The following is a 14075-nucleotide window of genomic DNA, read 5'->3' on the forward strand; positions in this document are numbered from 1 at the left end:
CATAGGGTTATATGGCCCCACTTGCAATAGTCCCATTTTGGGACTAAAATTAATGTGTGCGAATAATAGCCAGAAAACACCTAACAAATTTTTGGCGTATTCATCCCGATGCCGAGCAGCCACTTAAAGCTTGGTATGACGAGGTGGCGCATGCAAGTTGGAAAAGGCCGCAAGATATAAAGAATAAGTATCGAAATGCGAGTTTTATTGCAGGCAACAGAGTTGTCTTTAATATCAAAGGAAATTCCTACCGTTTGGTGGTGGTAGTTGCTTATAGTTTTGGGGCGGTATATGTGAAATTTATTGGTAGCCATGCTGCATACGATCGAATTGATGCTTGCACAGTGCAGTTGGAGGAAAAATGAAAGAATTAAAACCCATTCGTAACAAGCTTGAATACAAGGATGCCCTAGCCCAGGCGTCTTACTATTTTGATCATGAGCCAAAACCTGGGACTAAGGATGGAGATAGGTTTGAGATCCTCTTAATGCTCATTGAGTCTTATGAGAGCAAGCACTATGCGATTCTTCCACCAGACCCAATTGAGGCAATTAAATTCAGAATGGAACAATCCGGCTTGAGTCCAAAGGATTTGCAGCCGATGATCGGTGGCCTAAATCGCGTATATGAAATATTAAATCGCAAACGCCCCCTTACACTGAAGATGATTTGGAGGTTGCACTCTATGTTGGGGATCCCTGCTGATAGTTTGATTCAGCAGGATGATGAGCTGCGCGCAGCCTAATACGTTTAATACTTTTTTTGGTAGCGAGTAGGATCGCCCACATTGGCTTGCTTAAAGCCTGCCTGCCTTAGACGGCAAGACTCACATTCTCCACAAGCTTCACCCAAATCATTAGCTTGGTAGCAAGAGACTGTTTGCGAGTAATCAACGCCTAGAGTGCTTCCTAGCTGGATGATTTCGCCTTTAGTTAGGCTGATGATAGGCGCGTGCACTCTAAAACGATTTGCATCATTGATGGCTTCTACACCTGCTTTAGTAGCTAGGTTAGCCATATGTTCAAAAGAGGCAACATATTCAGGGCGGCAGTCAGGATAGCCTGAGTAATCTACCGAATTAGCCCCATAGAAAACATCTAGTCCGCCTAATGACTCTGCCCAACCCAATGCAAGTGATAGCAGGATCGTATTGCGTGCTGGTACGTAGGTAACGGGGATTTCTTGATCTTTGCCGGGGGTCGTTGGGATTGCAATCGAGGAGTCAGTTAAAGCAGAGCCCCCAAAGCGAGTGAGATCTAGGTTAACTACTTCGTGTCGTGCCACTCCAATTTGCTTGGCAATATGTTTGGCCGCTGCCAGCTCAGATGAATGACGCTGACCATATCCAACCGAAAGGGCGTAGGGCGTATATCCCAAGTCTTTGGCAAGGGCTAGAACAGTAGTGGAGTCCAACCCACCCGAAAACAGAATGACCGCTGGAGCGCCTGCTTTACGGGGCGCCAGAGATTCGAATGCAGCAGAAAGCTTAGACATAGATGATTAATTACTTGGTGCTAGCAATGAGTTGCTGCGCATCCTTGGCTGCGTCAGTATCTGGATACTTAGCGATGATTTCGTTAAATGTTTTTTTAGCTGCTGCCTTATTGCCACTTTCTAATTGCGAGTTTCCTAAAGTCACCATCGCTGCAGGAATACGTGGATGATTCGGAAATTTCTTAATTAGGCTTTGTAGTTGGCTAATCGCACCGGCGTAATCTTTATTCGCATATTTGCTATTACCGCTCCAGTACAGAGCAAGTGGTAAGTAAGGGCTTTTAGGATATTTGGCTGCAAATACTGAAAATCCCTCATCAGCTTTTTTGAGACTGCCTGCTTGGAATGACTTTAAGGCGTCGTCGTAGGCTTTTTTCTCACCAGGTTGTACTGTTCCAGAAACGCCTTCAATCGTTACGGTGCGAGGCTCAAAATTACCTAAACGAGTATCGAGATCTTGGTAGTAAGTCTTCTGACTGGTACTAATGTCTTCGCCTTGTTTCTCAAGTTCTTCAACTTTGCCACGGAGCTCTGCATTCTCAGTTTTGAGTTTGTCGATTTGGCCCTGTAACTCAAGCTGGGTGGTGGCTAGAGACTTACGCAGATCCAGAATTGCCTTACGCGCTTCATCATCAGAGAAGAGCGCCCAGGCGCTATTAGATGCGCCTAAGCAAATGAGAGCAGCACTTAAACAAAACGCTCGTGAGAGCGTTTGTTTTACTGAGCATGAAAGTATCTTCATTTAGTTCGTGATGTAAACAATATCAGCGCGGCGATTTTCTGCCCAAGCTGCTTCGGTATCACCTTCTGCTTTTGGTTTTTCTTTACCAAAGCTCACTGCTTCCATTTGGTCGTCAGAAACGCCCATCAAGTTCAATGATTTACGTACAGCATCAGAACGACGTTGGCCAAGTGCCAAGTTGTATTCAGCTGTGCCGCGTTCATCGGTATTGCCTTGAATAATGATCTTCTGCTTTGGATTGGCTTTTAAGTAGCCTGCGTGAGCAGACAACATTTTTTGATACTTGGTCTGAACGGTGTATTCATCAAAGCCAAAGTAAACGCTTTTCTCAAAGAGTGGGCTGCTTGGATCATTCCACGGCTGTGAGCCAAATTTGCCACTGCCGCTACCATTGGCGCCATCAGTGTCATCTAGTTTGACGCTGGAGCATGCTGCCATCAAAAATGCTGTGGCACCGATCAAGGCGAATGTCGCTGCGCGACGTGCGATAGAAATCTTCATGAATTTTCCTTTTTCCTACGAGCTAAATCTATAAATGAATCAATAGACAATATTATGCCCCCAAGAACATCAAAAGTGACTATTTCAACCCCTAAAAGGGGGTTTAACGTAGTTAGGACCTAGTCCATGAATGGACCCCAGGAAGGCTGACGTACATCAGATCCTGGAATGCTCAACACCTGCTTGGAATTCCCGTCAACTGAGACAGCAGCAAGAACGCGTTTGCCACCAACTTTGGTGGAGTAGAGAACATAGCGGCCATTGGCTGCAAAGGAAGGGGATTCATCGCTAGTGCCATCGGTAAGCGCTTGAGTATCACCAGTAGCTAAGTTCAGAATGTAGAGGCGGTATGCGCCACCAACGTTAGCAATGTAAGCTAAGTACTTGCCATCAGGTGAGATGCGAGGTGAGGTCACAAAACCTTGTTTGAAGGTAATCCGTTTTACGCCTTCAGCTTGTTCGCCATCAGCACTCATACGATAGATTTGTGGGTTACCACCGCGATCGCTGGTGAAATAGATAGAGCGACCATCAGCAGAATATTGCGGCTCAGTATCAATCGTGTTGCCACGAGTTAAGCGATGTAAACCCGTGCCCTCGGCATTGATGCCGTAGATCTGAGTGTTGCCGTCTTTAGATAATGAGATGGCTAATTTCTTACCATCGGGTGACCAGGCTGGTGCACTGTTGTTGCCTTTTTGATTTGATAGAGAAATGCGACGACCAGTAGCAAGCTCGTGAACATAAATGACTGGCTTGCGGTCTTCAAAAGAAACGTACGCCACTTTCTTGCCGTCAGGCGACCATGATGGAGAAATGATGGGCTCAGCACTATTGAGTGCATTGCGAATATTTTGACCGTCAGCATCCGAGATCACCAGGCGATAGCGCTTGCCATCCTTGATGACGTAGGAGAGGCGGGTGGAGAACACGCCACGCTCACCCAGTAATTTGAAGATGATGTCATCAGCAATTTTGTGGGCAACCGCACGCAGGTTATCGGCGCTTGAGTTGAGATTTAAGCCACCCAGACTTTGGGATTTACGAACATCAAACAGCTTGTAATGAATGTCAAACTGATTATTGCCAGTCTGCACGACTGATCCAACCACCAGTGCATCAGCACCGCGTGCTGCCCACGATTTGTAGTTAGGCGTACCATCATCACTCTCAACGGCATTACCATTTTCTGTATTTTTAAAGTAACCGCTGCGTGCTAAATCTTGCCGAATGATTTCAGTAACACTGGTAGGTAATTTATTTTCGTCTTTAAACCGCATTACCGCGATTGGATAGAGTGATTGACCAACGCCCGTGATTTCAATATTCATCTGCGCTAGCGCAGGCATTGCAAAGCTGATACAAAGAGCAATAACAATCATGCTAAAAGAGTTTAATTTTGATGCTAGCTTTTGTAGCTGTCTTTTTGCTAATTGCAACATGCATTAATCCTTGGGTTTAAAAGTCAGTTTTACTTCGCGTTGAGGAATTTTGCCATTGTCGTCTTTCGGCAGGCTTTCTGCGCGAGAGAGTGCAAGTAGTACTGCGCGATCCCAGCCAGCGTTGCCGCTAGAGGATTGAATGCTGGTGCTCAAAATAGCTCCGTCTGGAGCAAGGCTCACCAGAATAACTGCAGCAGGGTTGCCGCTCACAGATTCAGGGTTAAAGACGATCAATGGCTTAACCTTTTTAATTACTTTATCAGTCCAGCCTGGAGGTGCATTACCTCCGCCGCCGACTCCACTGCCAACGGTTCCACCCCTACCACCTTCGGCACCAGCTGCTGCACGTAAACGCGCTAACTGATCTGCACGTGCTTTTTCTGCTGCGGCATTGGCTTTGGTTTCTGCCGGTGACTGTGCTTTAGGAGCTTCAGCCTTTTTCGGCGGCTCTTCCTTCTTCGGCTTTTCCTTCTCCTTGGGCGGAGGAGGTTTTATTGCTTTAGGAGTTTCTTTCACCTCTTTTTTAGGAGGCTCTTTCTCAACCTTCTTTTTCTTGATGGCGATATCAGCAGCTTCTTCTTTAACTTCTGTTTTGAGTTCTGGTTCAGGCGGTGCTTCAACCTGTGGAGCGGAATCCCAAAGTTCAACTTCAACACCAGAAGAGGTGGTGTTATTCCAGCTAATGCCAATCATGAGAAAGGCAAGCAATCCCAAATGCGCAATGAGTGAAAAAGTAAACGCGCGCTTAGTGCTTTCTTCTTTCGTAAAACGCCCTCGCTTAAACGGCGAAAATGATTGCTGAAAAGAAGGTGCGCTATTCATGAGCAGCTATGAAGGCCAGATTCTTACTGGGTCTTGACCGCAAGGCCAACGCGCTTCACGCCATTCTCTTTGAGCTTAGACATGACTTCCATCACTGTTTCATATTTGATGGATTTATCTGCGGCGATGACAATAGGTTGATCGGCAGACTTTTCTGCTTGTGATCTTGCAAAAGCACCGAGTTCAAATTTATTGAGTGTTTGAGTCGGATCACCATCTTTGCGCACGATGACATTCTCGTTGGCATCAATCGTTAAAAAGACTGGCGGTAGTGATTGCACTTTGGCGCCACCAACAGTGGGTAAGTTGACAACACCTGGATTGACCATTGGTGCAGTGACCATAAAGATCACGAGTAATACTAGCATTACGTCGATGTACGGAACGACGTTGATGTCAGACATTGCCCGACGTTTGTTTTTACGTAATGAAGATCCAGCCATAATTTTTTTCGCTTATCGGTTCACGCGTTATTTCAATTAACGCCCTGCAGTCTGACGCTGCAAGATATTGGTGAACTCTTCAATGAAAGTTTCAAAGCGAATGGAGAGGCGGTCTACATCAGTTGCTGCGCGGTTGTAAGCAACCACTGCCGGAATCGCTGCGAACAAACCAATTGCTGTGGCGATTAACGCTTCTGCGATACCAGGAGCTACAGCAGAAAGAGTCGCGTTTTGCACATTAGCCAAACCGCGGAAGGAGTGCATGATGCCCCAAACCGTGCCAAAGAGGCCGATATACGGCGAGACTGAGCCAACGGATGCCAAGAAAGGTAGATTGGCTTCCAGGAGGTCCATTTCGCGTTGATAGGTGGCTTTCATGGCGCGGCGGGCGGCGTCAATCTCACGACCTTTGGTGAACTCCTGCATTCCGGCTTCAAAGATGTGCTCTAGGACGGCGTCGCTGCGGGTATTACGCTGGGCTGCCTCCAGAAGGGTATTGAGGTCGCCGCCGGCCCAAAAGTCGCGCTCAAAGCGCTCGGTATCCTGGCGGACCCCACGTAAAACAGCAGTTTTCTTGAAAATAATGGTCCAAGAGGCCACGGACATGCTGAGTAATAACAACATTACCAACTGTACTAATAGGCTGGCATTAAGGACTAGGGAGAGAAATGAGAGGTCTTGTGTAGGGGTCATGGTGGATTTTGTATGATGTAGGTTGATTTTACTAAGTTAATTCACTCAGCAATCCAACTTTTTCAGGATTATCACCATGTTTGACCGTCAAAACACCTTAGCCAAAACCGATCCCCAATTATGGGCAGCCATTCAGAACGAAAATAAGCGTCAGGAAGACCATATTGAGCTGATTGCTTCTGAGAACTACACATCACCAGCGGTAATGGAGGCCCAAGGGTCTCAGTTGACCAATAAGTATGCCGAAGGTTATCCGGGCAAGCGTTATTACGGCGGTTGTGAGTTCGTGGACGTTGCTGAGCAATTGGCGATTGATCGTGTCAAAGCATTGTTTGGTGCTGAAGCTGCTAACGTGCAACCGCATTGCGGCGCTTCTGCCAACCAAGCGGTGTTCTTGGCCTTCTTAAAGCCAGGGGATACCTTCATGGGTATGAGTCTTGCTGAAGGTGGCCACTTGACCCACGGTATGGCGTTGAACATGAGCGGTAAATGGTTTAACCCAATTGCTTACGGTCTCGATAAAAATGAAGAGATTGATTACGAGCAAATGGAGCGTTTGGCACGTGAGCACAAACCTAAATTGATTATTGCTGGTGCATCTGCCTACTCCCTCGTCATCGATTGGGAGCGCATTGGTAAGTTAGCAAAAGAAGTAGGCGCGATTTTTATGGTGGATATGGCGCATTACTCTGGCCTGATTGCTGCTGGTGTTTATCCAAGCCCCGTACCGCATGCAGATATTGTTACCTCTACTACCCACAAGAGCTTGCGCGGCCCTCGTGGCGGCATCATCTTGATGAAGGCTGAGCACGAGAAAGCGATTAACTCCGCAGTCTTCCCAGGCTTACAGGGCGGCCCTTTGATGCATGTAATCGCTGGTAAGGCGGCAGCATTTAAAGAAGCGCAGGAGCCGAGCTTTGTTGATTATCAAAAGCAAGTGATAGCGAATGCAAAAGCACTCGCACAGACTTTAATTGCGCGTGGTTTAAGAATTGTTTCTGGTGGAACGGATTCTCATGTGATGTTGGTAGATTTGCGTGCCAAGAAAATGACCGGCAAAGAAGCTGAACGTGTTTTAGGTGAAGCACACATTACTTGCAATAAGAATGGCATTCCAAACGATCCAGAAAAACCAATGGTGACCAGCGGTATTCGTTTAGGATCACCAGCGATGACTACTCGTGGATTTAAAGAAGCAGAAGCAAGACAAGTGGGTAACTTTATTGCGGATGTTTTGGATAACCCAAATGATCCTGAGAACATCGCCAAAGTACGTGCTCAAGTTTCTGAGCTCACGAAGCGTTTCCCGGTCTACGGTTAAGCAACAAAAAATCAATAACCACTAAAGAAAAGAGCCCTCATTGCGCTGCCCTTTTTGTCATAACGAAGATACCCAGGTTCTAGATACCCGGGTATCAGATGAGGGCGATACCATTCGCCGTCGTCGCCGTTGTGCCAAGTGCGATAAGCGCTTTACTACTTATGAGCGTGTTGAGTTGGTTCTCCCGGCGATCGTCAAGAAGAATGGCAGCCGGGTGGAATACAGCCACGATAAGTTGGCAAGTTCACTCAAGCTAGCCCTGCGTAAGCGCCCAGTGTCTTCAGATTCCGTCGATGAATCGATTGCCCGCATTGAAGAAAAGCTCCTTAGTCTGGGTGAAAAAGAGATTCCTAGTGAGCGCGTAGGTGAGTTGGTGATGCGTGAGCTCAAGCGTCTAGATAAGGTTGCATACATTCGCTTTGCCTCGGTCTATCGAAGCTTTGCTGATATTGAATCTTTCGAGAGTGCTTTAAAAGAATTGAAGTAGCCGATTTGGTGAGCAGCATTTACCACTGAAGATGTCATTAAAAATATGAAAAAAATTCTGGTCACAGGTGGCGCTGGTTACATTGGCTCTCATACCGTAGTTCAGCTATTGAATTCCGGCAAAGATATTGTCATTCTGGATAACTTATCCAACAGTAGCTTGGGGGTCGTCAAGCGCATAGAAGACTTGGCTGGAAAAGCGGTTGAGTTCATCGAGGGCGATATACGAGATAGAGCGCTAGTTAGAGCCACTTTTGGGCAGCTTGTATTTGATTCGGTAATACATTTTGCCGGCCTGAAAGCAGTGGGTGAATCAGAAGCCTTCCCCCTGAAATACTTTGATAACAATGTATCCGGAAGTATTGTTTTATTTGAAGAGATGATGCGGGCCAATGTAAATCAATTGATCTTCTCCTCTTCAGCAACCGTATACGGAAATCCAGGATCGGTTTGCTATAGCGAAGAGACTGCTTTGTCGCCGATCAACGTATATGGCAGAACTAAGTTGATGGTTGAGGATATTTTGCGCGACCTACAAAAGGCTAACCCTGCTTTAAGAATTGCCTTGCTAAGATACTTCAATCCAGTGGGCGCTCATGAGTCGGGGCGGATTGGTGAAAATCCTTTTGGCAAGCCAAATAACCTGATGCCCTTTATGACTCAGGTCGCCATTGGTGCTCAAGAAAAGTTGATGGTGTACGGAAATGATTACCCAACCCCAGATGGAACGGGTTTAAGAGATTACATTCACGTCGAGGATTTGGCTGCAGGTCACCTGGCGGCTTTAAAAGCCCTAGAACAGAATGCATCCATCACAGTAAATCTAGGAACCGGAAAGCCTTATAGCGTTTTTGACATGATTAAGGCCTTTGAGGCGGCATCAGGAGTAAAAATTCCTTATGAGGTTGTTGCTCGACGAGCTGGTGACCTATCTGAATATTACGCAGACCCAACGTTAGCTAAAAAAGTTTTAGGCTGGGAAGCTCAATTAGGGATTGATCGCATGTGTGCTGATTCTTGGCGATGGCAGAAAAATAATTCTAAGGGATATTCTTAATTTCAACAAAGCCTGCAGTTACAGGCTTTTTTATTTGCCTATCTAACTTCACATTACCTTAGCCATCTAAATTTTTTCATGTTTTAAAGCAGCGCTCTTGGTAAGGTTTTGTGTATACTGTAACCAATTGATTACAATCTGAAGATGTATGAAATCAATAAAACAGTTGAATTTGAGGTCTGGCTAAACGCTATTCGCGATCCTTTAACTCGAGGCCGATTATTAGCAAGACTGCGTAGGGCCGCATTGGGAAATTTGGGTGATGTTGCCCCAATAACTGATGCAAATGGAATTTGGGAGATGCGAGAGCATTTTGGTTCCGGTTGGCGGATGTATTACTTGCGGCGTGGGAAGGTAGTAATTGTGATGTTGGGCGGCGGTTATAAAACAACTCAAAAGGCTGATATTAAAAAGGTTAAGAAGTTGCTTTTAACGATGGAGGATTGAATGAAAAATACAAAAAAAATAAAAATAAAAGATTTGCCTAAATTTGATGTCGTGGATTACTTAAAAACTGAGGCAGATATCGCTGGATATTTAACTGCTGTGCTAGAGGATGGAGATCCTGCTTTATTTGTTGCGGCAATAGGCGATATTGCTAGGGCAAAAGGCATGACTGCTATTGCTAAAAAGAGTGGAGTAACCAGGGAATCTCTTTATAGAGCCTTAAAAATTGAAGCGCGTCCACGATTTGAGACGGTAGCCAGGGTAATACATGCTTTGGGTATGAAATTAAGTGTGCATGCATAAAAAAAGACTGCAATGCAGTCCTTTTTTACTAATGCGAATTGAATTACTTCAGTTCAGCAAAAATAGAAGCGGTGATGTCTTCAACGTTACCAGTGCCACTTACCTTGCGATAGACTGGCGCTTTTACCTTGTCGGCTGGATTGCCTTGCGCAGCCCAAGAGGAGTAGTACTCCACTAATGGACGGGTCTGATCGTCATAAACTTGCAGACGTTTACGAACAGTTGCTTCTTTGTCATCGTCACGCTGAATGAGATCGTCGCCAGTCACATCATCTTTGCCTGCAACTTTTGGCGGGTTGTATTTGATGTGATAAGTGCGGCCAGAGGCAGGGTGAACACGACGTCCGCTCATACGATCGATGATGGCATCAAATGGCACATCGATTTCTAAAACGTAATCGATAGGAACACCAGCATCTTTCATGGCTTGTGCTTGAGGAATGGTTCTTGGAAAACCATCAAACAAATAGCCTTTGCTGCAATCAGGTTGAGTCAAGCGATCTTTAACAAGGCCGATGATGATGTCATCAGATACAAGGCCACCCGCATCCATAATTTTTTTGGCTGCAATACCGAGTTCAGTTCCTGCTTTCACAGCAGCGCGCAACATATCGCCAGTGGAAATTTGTGGAATTGCAAATTTTTCGCAAATAAACTGAGCTTGTGTGCCTTTTCCAGCACCTGGTGCACCGAGCAGAATCAACCGCATTGTTTTCCCCTTAGAAGAGCTGACATTGTCCCGTATTTTGTCGGGATCTTAGAAGCCTATTGCCTAGGATTATCCCCGAGAAGCTTAAAACTACTGAGGTTTTAGCTTTTGGTCTGAGGTTAGTCTAGGAACCAGCCAGTAACTGGCGCACTCTTTCGAGGTCTTCTGGGGTGTCGACCCCAGCAGGCGGGGCTTCAGAGGCGGTATGAACGGCTATGCGATAACCATTCCAGAGGGCGCGTAGCTGTTCTAAAGCTTCAGCCTGCTCTGGAGGTGCTGGCTCTAGACGGGTGTAGGCCTGTAAAAAGTCAGCCCTATAGGCATAGATCCCCAGATGGCGTAAATGCTCAATTTTTTGGTTTGCCTGAGGATCTCTCACAAACGGAATCGGCGCTCTGGAAAAGTAGAGCGCTTCACTGGAGCGATTAAGAACTACTTTCACCACATTGGGATTATTGATCTCTGTGGCATCGGTAATCGGTACGGCAACTGTGGAGATAGCACACTCTTGATGCTTAGCCAAAGTGCTGGCAACTTGATTGATTAATTCAGGTGGTATGAGCGGCTCATCACCTTGCACATTCACAATCAATGCATTGCTAGGTAGCTTCAGTAGCTGGGCCACTTCAGCAATACGGTCAGTTCCAGTTGGATGATCTGCGCTAGTTAGTAAACACTCGATACGATGCTCATCGCATGCAGCTTGTATCTCTGGTGAATCGGTTGCAACTACAACGCTTTGTGCGAGTGATTGCTTGGCGCGTTCAGCCACGCGAATCACCATCGGTTTGCCACCAATATCAGCTAGAGGTTTTCTCGGTAAACGGGTGGATCCAAGTCTTGCTGGGATTACTACTAAAAAATCTGGAGCTTTGGAAGAATGATTCATTAAAGTGGCGTACTCAATGTATCAAGCAAGCTCATCAGCACTCATGCTGCGCGCTTCTTCAACCAGCATTACTGGCACATCATCCCGAATCGGGTAAGCCAAGCGATCGGCTTTGCAAATGAGCTCATGTTTCTCGGCGTTTAAATGCAATTGGCTTTTGCACAAAGGGCAAACCAAAATATTGAGCAGTCGTTTATCCATGATTTCTTTAATGGTGATCTAAATAGGGGATGACACAGTGTAGTGCTATGTAAGCTAAACCTACAAGGTGTAGCGATAAGGACTGGGTCTTTGCAGGATAGAGTGCAGCCATTCAGCCAGGCTATCCGGGAGGGCGAGAGTCATGGGTACCACCCAAATACGTTCATCTGTAATTGCCGCGCATTTCACAGCATCCTTTTCGGTAATGAGGATGCATTGCGCATTGATCTTCTCAAAGAACTCGGGGGTATACGTCGCATGATCCGGCAAAGGAATCGATTTAGCGGCAATTCCTTGTTTGAGGAGATCGTCAAAAAAGCGTTGTGGATTACCCAAGGCGGCAACAGCCGTAATTTTGTTTGGTAGATAACTATCTGCAATTTGAGCAAGCGTCTGCGTATTTTTAGAATTAATCAATTGATACGCATTTCCCAAATTACCCAAGAGCGAGAATGCGCGACGCCCTAAAAAGTATTCGTCTTGAGGACCAAACTTAGATTCAAGACCTTTTGCTTTCCCTGTAAAGAGTGTGGCATCGCGTTCACGTGTGGCGGGTTCGCGCAATGGGCCGGCAGGAAGTAAAAAGCGATTGCCTTCACCACGTCCATCACGTACAACGAACTCGATATCACGACCACCTTCGCGAGCGGGCCAGCGTGCTAGGCCAGTGTGCTGCAAGCCATCATCACTAATGATGATGTTTACATTAGGCGAATGCTTGAGCAAAGCCCCAATACTTTTTTGGCGCTTTGGAAAAACCCAAATCGGAAATTGATCATGTGTACGCTTTGCAATCAAGACCGGTTCGTCGCCAACAAGGGTAGGGTCAGAATCGCTGCGTACTTGTAGGGGTGTTATTTGCGAAGAAGATCCATAGCCCCGGCTAATAATTCCAGGCCTCCAACCAAGGTGACTAAGGCGTTCAGCTAGAGCAATCACGATAGGTGTCTTGCCAGTGCCGCCTACACGAATATTGCCCACAATAATCACTGGTACTGGAGCAGGCTTTTGTTTTACTAAGCCCGTACCCAGAATTAATTTACGAACGCGTATCACCAAGCCATAAAGCCAAGAGAGTGGCCATAGCAATAAGCTAGTGGGGCCACGTCTTTCCCAAAACTTGGGGGCTTTACGGAAGTAAGAAAATGACATTGAGTAGTTTCTTGATTCGGTAATTACTTCTTGGTTTGGCTGCTAAACACGATATTGGACAGGTTAGCATCGCGCGCTGCTTCCAGTGCGCTCATGACCGCCTGATGGGGCGCTCTAGCATCGGCATCAATATTCACTTGCAGAGAGCTGGTGGCTTCCTTCTGGCTGCTTTGTCCATTTAGCTGAGTTAATGTATTGCTGAGTTGTGACCGATCCACCACTTTGCCATTCACTGCGAAGCGGCCATCGCGACTGACTGCAATATGAATTTGCTTGACCTCTGCTTGGCTCTCATTGCCATTAGCGGTGGGTAAAGTGATGGCCAATTCTTGATAGCGCGTGAAGGTTGTGGAGATCATCAAAAAGATTAAGACCACCAACAGTACATCAATAAAAGGAATGAGATTGATTTCTGGCTCTACAGGTGTAGCACTACCCCCAAGAGAAAATCTTCTCTTGGCTCGTGGGTGTGTTTCTAGCCAACTCATTTTGAAATGTCTGCAGCGTCGTTTGAAACGTTTGGATAGAGCTTCTTAAACAGTTGACGAGTAAATTCTTCGCATTCACGTTGACGTTGATTTGCCATTGCACGTAAACCGCGCCAAGCAGCTAATGCAGGAATGGCAATCAATAGTCCAAATGCCGTGTTGTACAAGGCAACTGATATGCCGTGGGCTAATTGTTGTGGGCTACCAGCAGCGCTATTGATCGCGCCTTGGCTGCCAAAGATTTCAATCATGCCCACTACAGTGCCAAATAAGCCTAATAGCGGAGCGACTGTGGCGATCGTGGCAAGTGCGCCTAAGTAGCGGTCCAACTTTAGCCAAGTGCTTTGTGCGGTCACTTGCAACTCCTCCAGCGCAGCATCAGCATTACTGCCGGATAATTTCTCTTTCAGTGCGCAGGCCAATAAAGGGCTTGCAGGGGAAAGCTTGGCTAATTCCGTAATCTGCTGCTCAGAAATGCTGGTTTTGCTTCCAACCAACTGATTTGCAAGAGAAAAAACGCTTTCTAGGCAATTTTTGGGGAATATGTGCGTTTGACGCAGATACCAGCAACGCTCTAAGGCGATTGCTAAGCCCAATATGGAAATGATGAGGAGGGGCCAAATAGGCCAGCCAGCGGATAGTAAGATGGAGTACATAAGCTCAGTACTTTAGCTGAATTAAAAAGCCTGTTTCGGAAAGCCAGCCTGTGGATAACTCTGTGCAAAACTTTTTTGAGTTTGCTCTGTAAGTCCTTGATAGATGGTTCGCGTGGTTTTGTATTGGTTCAAATGGAATTTATTGGGCTGATTAATTCTTTTATAAATCAATGGCTTGCATTTTAGATGTGGGATTTATGAGACGTTTTGGGTCAGTAATTACTTACTT

The 14075-nt window shown here is 46.2% G+C and carries 20 protein-coding genes; 7 read left to right on the forward strand and 13 right to left on the reverse strand.

Translation table 11 applies throughout. The features are described 5' to 3' along the window. The first annotated feature begins 56 nt into the window (after positions 1 to 56). Positions 57 to 365 carry a type II toxin-antitoxin system HigB family toxin gene (locus ICN34_RS07095; RefSeq protein ID WP_072583303.1) on the forward strand — a complete coding sequence of 103 codons (309 nt, stop codon included), beginning with the start codon at positions 57 to 59 and terminating at the stop codon, positions 363 to 365. Next, positions 362 to 745: a type II toxin-antitoxin system HigA family antitoxin gene (locus ICN34_RS07100; protein ID WP_072583302.1), complete on the forward strand. Its 384-nt coding sequence runs from the start codon at positions 362 to 364 to the stop codon at positions 743 to 745. The genes ICN34_RS07095 and ICN34_RS07100 overlap by 4 nt, the downstream gene beginning before the upstream one ends. A 5-nt stretch (positions 746 to 750) precedes the next feature. Here ICN34_RS07100 and queC read toward each other — a convergent pair whose 3' ends face one another. From queC to tolQ, 7 genes are all read right to left on the reverse strand, one after another. Then, a complete protein-coding gene (gene queC, locus ICN34_RS07105) occupies positions 751 to 1494 on the reverse strand; it encodes a 7-cyano-7-deazaguanine synthase QueC (RefSeq protein WP_072583301.1) in 744 nt (247 codons plus the stop codon). 10 nt (positions 1495 to 1504) lie between these two features. Further along, positions 1505 to 2236, reverse strand: coding sequence for a tol-pal system protein YbgF (ybgF, locus tag ICN34_RS07110; protein ID WP_216121638.1), 732 nt, complete (start codon positions 2234 to 2236; stop codon positions 1505 to 1507). Next, positions 2237 to 2737, reverse strand: coding sequence for a peptidoglycan-associated lipoprotein Pal (gene pal, locus ICN34_RS07115; protein WP_216121639.1), 501 nt, complete (start codon positions 2735 to 2737; stop codon positions 2237 to 2239). Positions 2738 to 2856: 119 nt separating this feature from the next. Next, positions 2857 to 4179, reverse strand: coding sequence for a Tol-Pal system beta propeller repeat protein TolB (tolB, locus tag ICN34_RS07120; RefSeq protein ID WP_255538598.1), 1323 nt, complete (start codon positions 4177 to 4179; stop codon positions 2857 to 2859). A gap of 3 nt (positions 4180 to 4182) precedes the next feature. Then, positions 4183 to 5001, reverse strand: a complete 819-nt coding sequence (tolA, locus tag ICN34_RS07125; protein ID WP_216121641.1) for a cell envelope integrity protein TolA — start codon at positions 4999 to 5001, stop codon at positions 4183 to 4185. Between the two features lie 23 nt (positions 5002 to 5024). Next, on the reverse strand, positions 5025 to 5444 hold the full coding sequence (gene tolR / locus ICN34_RS07130; RefSeq protein WP_072583297.1) for a protein TolR: 420 nt from the start codon (positions 5442 to 5444) through the stop codon (positions 5025 to 5027). A 36-nt stretch (positions 5445 to 5480) separates the two neighbouring features. Then, positions 5481 to 6137, reverse strand: coding sequence for a protein TolQ (gene tolQ / locus ICN34_RS07135; RefSeq protein WP_216121643.1), 657 nt, complete (start codon positions 6135 to 6137; stop codon positions 5481 to 5483). 76 nt (positions 6138 to 6213) lie between these two features. On the opposite strand from tolQ, the gene glyA reads away from it, so the two are divergent. From glyA to ICN34_RS07160, 5 genes are all read left to right on the forward strand, one after another. Continuing rightward, complete coding sequence (glyA, locus tag ICN34_RS07140) at positions 6214 to 7458, forward strand: serine hydroxymethyltransferase (protein ID WP_216121645.1); 1245 nt, start codon at positions 6214 to 6216, stop codon at positions 7456 to 7458. Positions 7459 to 7498: 40 nt separating this feature from the next. Next, on the forward strand, positions 7499 to 7945 hold the full coding sequence (gene nrdR / locus ICN34_RS07145) for a transcriptional regulator NrdR (RefSeq protein WP_216121648.1): 447 nt from the start codon (positions 7499 to 7501) through the stop codon (positions 7943 to 7945). A gap of 45 nt (positions 7946 to 7990) precedes the next feature. Then, on the forward strand, positions 7991 to 9001 hold the full coding sequence (galE, locus tag ICN34_RS07150) for a UDP-glucose 4-epimerase GalE (protein WP_216121650.1): 1011 nt from the start codon (positions 7991 to 7993) through the stop codon (positions 8999 to 9001). A 144-nt stretch (positions 9002 to 9145) separates the two neighbouring features. Next, complete coding sequence (locus tag ICN34_RS07155; RefSeq protein ID WP_216121652.1) at positions 9146 to 9448, forward strand: type II toxin-antitoxin system RelE/ParE family toxin; 303 nt, start codon at positions 9146 to 9148, stop codon at positions 9446 to 9448. After that, positions 9449 to 9751 (forward strand): addiction module antidote protein, encoded by a 303-nt coding sequence (locus tag ICN34_RS07160; RefSeq protein ID WP_072583291.1) that lies wholly within the window; start codon positions 9449 to 9451, stop codon positions 9749 to 9751. 43 nt (positions 9752 to 9794) lie between these two features. Here the strand turns inward: ICN34_RS07160 and adk are convergent, their stop codons facing one another. The 6 genes from adk to ICN34_RS07190 all read right to left on the reverse strand — a co-directional run bounded on the left by adk (position 9795) and on the right by ICN34_RS07190 (position 13846). Continuing rightward, positions 9795 to 10460 (reverse strand): adenylate kinase, encoded by a 666-nt coding sequence (gene adk, locus ICN34_RS07165; RefSeq protein ID WP_216121653.1) that lies wholly within the window; start codon positions 10458 to 10460, stop codon positions 9795 to 9797. Between the two features lie 124 nt (positions 10461 to 10584). After that, entirely contained in the window at positions 10585 to 11349 is a 765-nt protein-coding gene (gene kdsB / locus ICN34_RS07170; protein WP_216121655.1) for a 3-deoxy-manno-octulosonate cytidylyltransferase, read from the reverse strand. Positions 11350 to 11370: 21 nt separating this feature from the next. Beyond that, positions 11371 to 11550, reverse strand: a complete 180-nt coding sequence (locus ICN34_RS07175) for a Trm112 family protein (protein WP_216121657.1) — start codon at positions 11548 to 11550, stop codon at positions 11371 to 11373. A 60-nt stretch (positions 11551 to 11610) separates the two neighbouring features. Beyond that, positions 11611 to 12702: a tetraacyldisaccharide 4'-kinase gene (gene lpxK, locus ICN34_RS07180; RefSeq protein ID WP_216121659.1), complete on the reverse strand. Its 1092-nt coding sequence runs from the start codon at positions 12700 to 12702 to the stop codon at positions 11611 to 11613. 23 nt (positions 12703 to 12725) lie between these two features. After that, positions 12726 to 13190 (reverse strand): biopolymer transporter ExbD, encoded by a 465-nt coding sequence (locus ICN34_RS07185; RefSeq protein ID WP_216121661.1) that lies wholly within the window; start codon positions 13188 to 13190, stop codon positions 12726 to 12728. Further along, complete coding sequence (locus ICN34_RS07190; protein ID WP_216121662.1) at positions 13187 to 13846, reverse strand: MotA/TolQ/ExbB proton channel family protein; 660 nt, start codon at positions 13844 to 13846, stop codon at positions 13187 to 13189. The genes ICN34_RS07185 and ICN34_RS07190 overlap by 4 nt, the downstream gene beginning before the upstream one ends. Positions 13847 to 14075: the final 229 nt, after the last annotated feature.

Origin of the sequence: Polynucleobacter sp. Tro8-14-1, from assembly GCF_018881655.1 — a bacterium.
Lineage (GTDB): Bacteria > Pseudomonadota > Gammaproteobacteria > Burkholderiales > Burkholderiaceae > Polynucleobacter.

What these genes read in the sequence shown, in the direction of transcription:
- tolB (WP_255538598.1), bottom strand. Translation starts at nt 4,179, where the DNA reads ATGTTGCAATTAGCAAAAAGACAGCTACAAAAGCTAGCATCAAAATTA.
- tolA (WP_216121641.1), bottom strand. Translation starts at nt 5,001, where the DNA reads ATGAATAGCGCACCTTCTTTTCAGCAATCATTTTCGCCGTTTAAGCGA.
- ICN34_RS07160 (WP_072583291.1), top strand. Translation starts at nt 9,449, where the DNA reads ATGAAAAATACAAAAAAAATAAAAATAAAAGATTTGCCTAAATTTGAT.
- ICN34_RS07175 (WP_216121657.1), bottom strand. Translation starts at nt 11,550, where the DNA reads ATGGATAAACGACTGCTCAATATTTTGGTTTGCCCTTTGTGCAAAAGC.
- galE (WP_216121650.1), top strand. Translation starts at nt 7,991, where the DNA reads ATGAAAAAAATTCTGGTCACAGGTGGCGCTGGTTACATTGGCTCTCAT.
- ICN34_RS07100 (WP_072583302.1), top strand. Translation starts at nt 362, where the DNA reads ATGAAAGAATTAAAACCCATTCGTAACAAGCTTGAATACAAGGATGCC.
- tolR (WP_072583297.1), bottom strand. Translation starts at nt 5,444, where the DNA reads ATGGCTGGATCTTCATTACGTAAAAACAAACGTCGGGCAATGTCTGAC.
- ICN34_RS07185 (WP_216121661.1), bottom strand. Translation starts at nt 13,190, where the DNA reads ATGAGTTGGCTAGAAACACACCCACGAGCCAAGAGAAGATTTTCTCTT.
- pal (WP_216121639.1), bottom strand. Translation starts at nt 2,737, where the DNA reads ATGAAGATTTCTATCGCACGTCGCGCAGCGACATTCGCCTTGATCGGT.
- tolQ (WP_216121643.1), bottom strand. Translation starts at nt 6,137, where the DNA reads ATGACCCCTACACAAGACCTCTCATTTCTCTCCCTAGTCCTTAATGCC.
- glyA (WP_216121645.1), top strand. Translation starts at nt 6,214, where the DNA reads ATGTTTGACCGTCAAAACACCTTAGCCAAAACCGATCCCCAATTATGG.
- queC (WP_072583301.1), bottom strand. Translation starts at nt 1,494, where the DNA reads ATGTCTAAGCTTTCTGCTGCATTCGAATCTCTGGCGCCCCGTAAAGCA.
- kdsB (WP_216121655.1), bottom strand. Translation starts at nt 11,349, where the DNA reads ATGAATCATTCTTCCAAAGCTCCAGATTTTTTAGTAGTAATCCCAGCA.
- ICN34_RS07190 (WP_216121662.1), bottom strand. Translation starts at nt 13,846, where the DNA reads ATGTACTCCATCTTACTATCCGCTGGCTGGCCTATTTGGCCCCTCCTC.
- ybgF (WP_216121638.1), bottom strand. Translation starts at nt 2,236, where the DNA reads ATGAAGATACTTTCATGCTCAGTAAAACAAACGCTCTCACGAGCGTTT.
- lpxK (WP_216121659.1), bottom strand. Translation starts at nt 12,702, where the DNA reads ATGTCATTTTCTTACTTCCGTAAAGCCCCCAAGTTTTGGGAAAGACGT.
- adk (WP_216121653.1), bottom strand. Translation starts at nt 10,460, where the DNA reads ATGCGGTTGATTCTGCTCGGTGCACCAGGTGCTGGAAAAGGCACACAA.
- ICN34_RS07155 (WP_216121652.1), top strand. Translation starts at nt 9,146, where the DNA reads ATGTATGAAATCAATAAAACAGTTGAATTTGAGGTCTGGCTAAACGCT.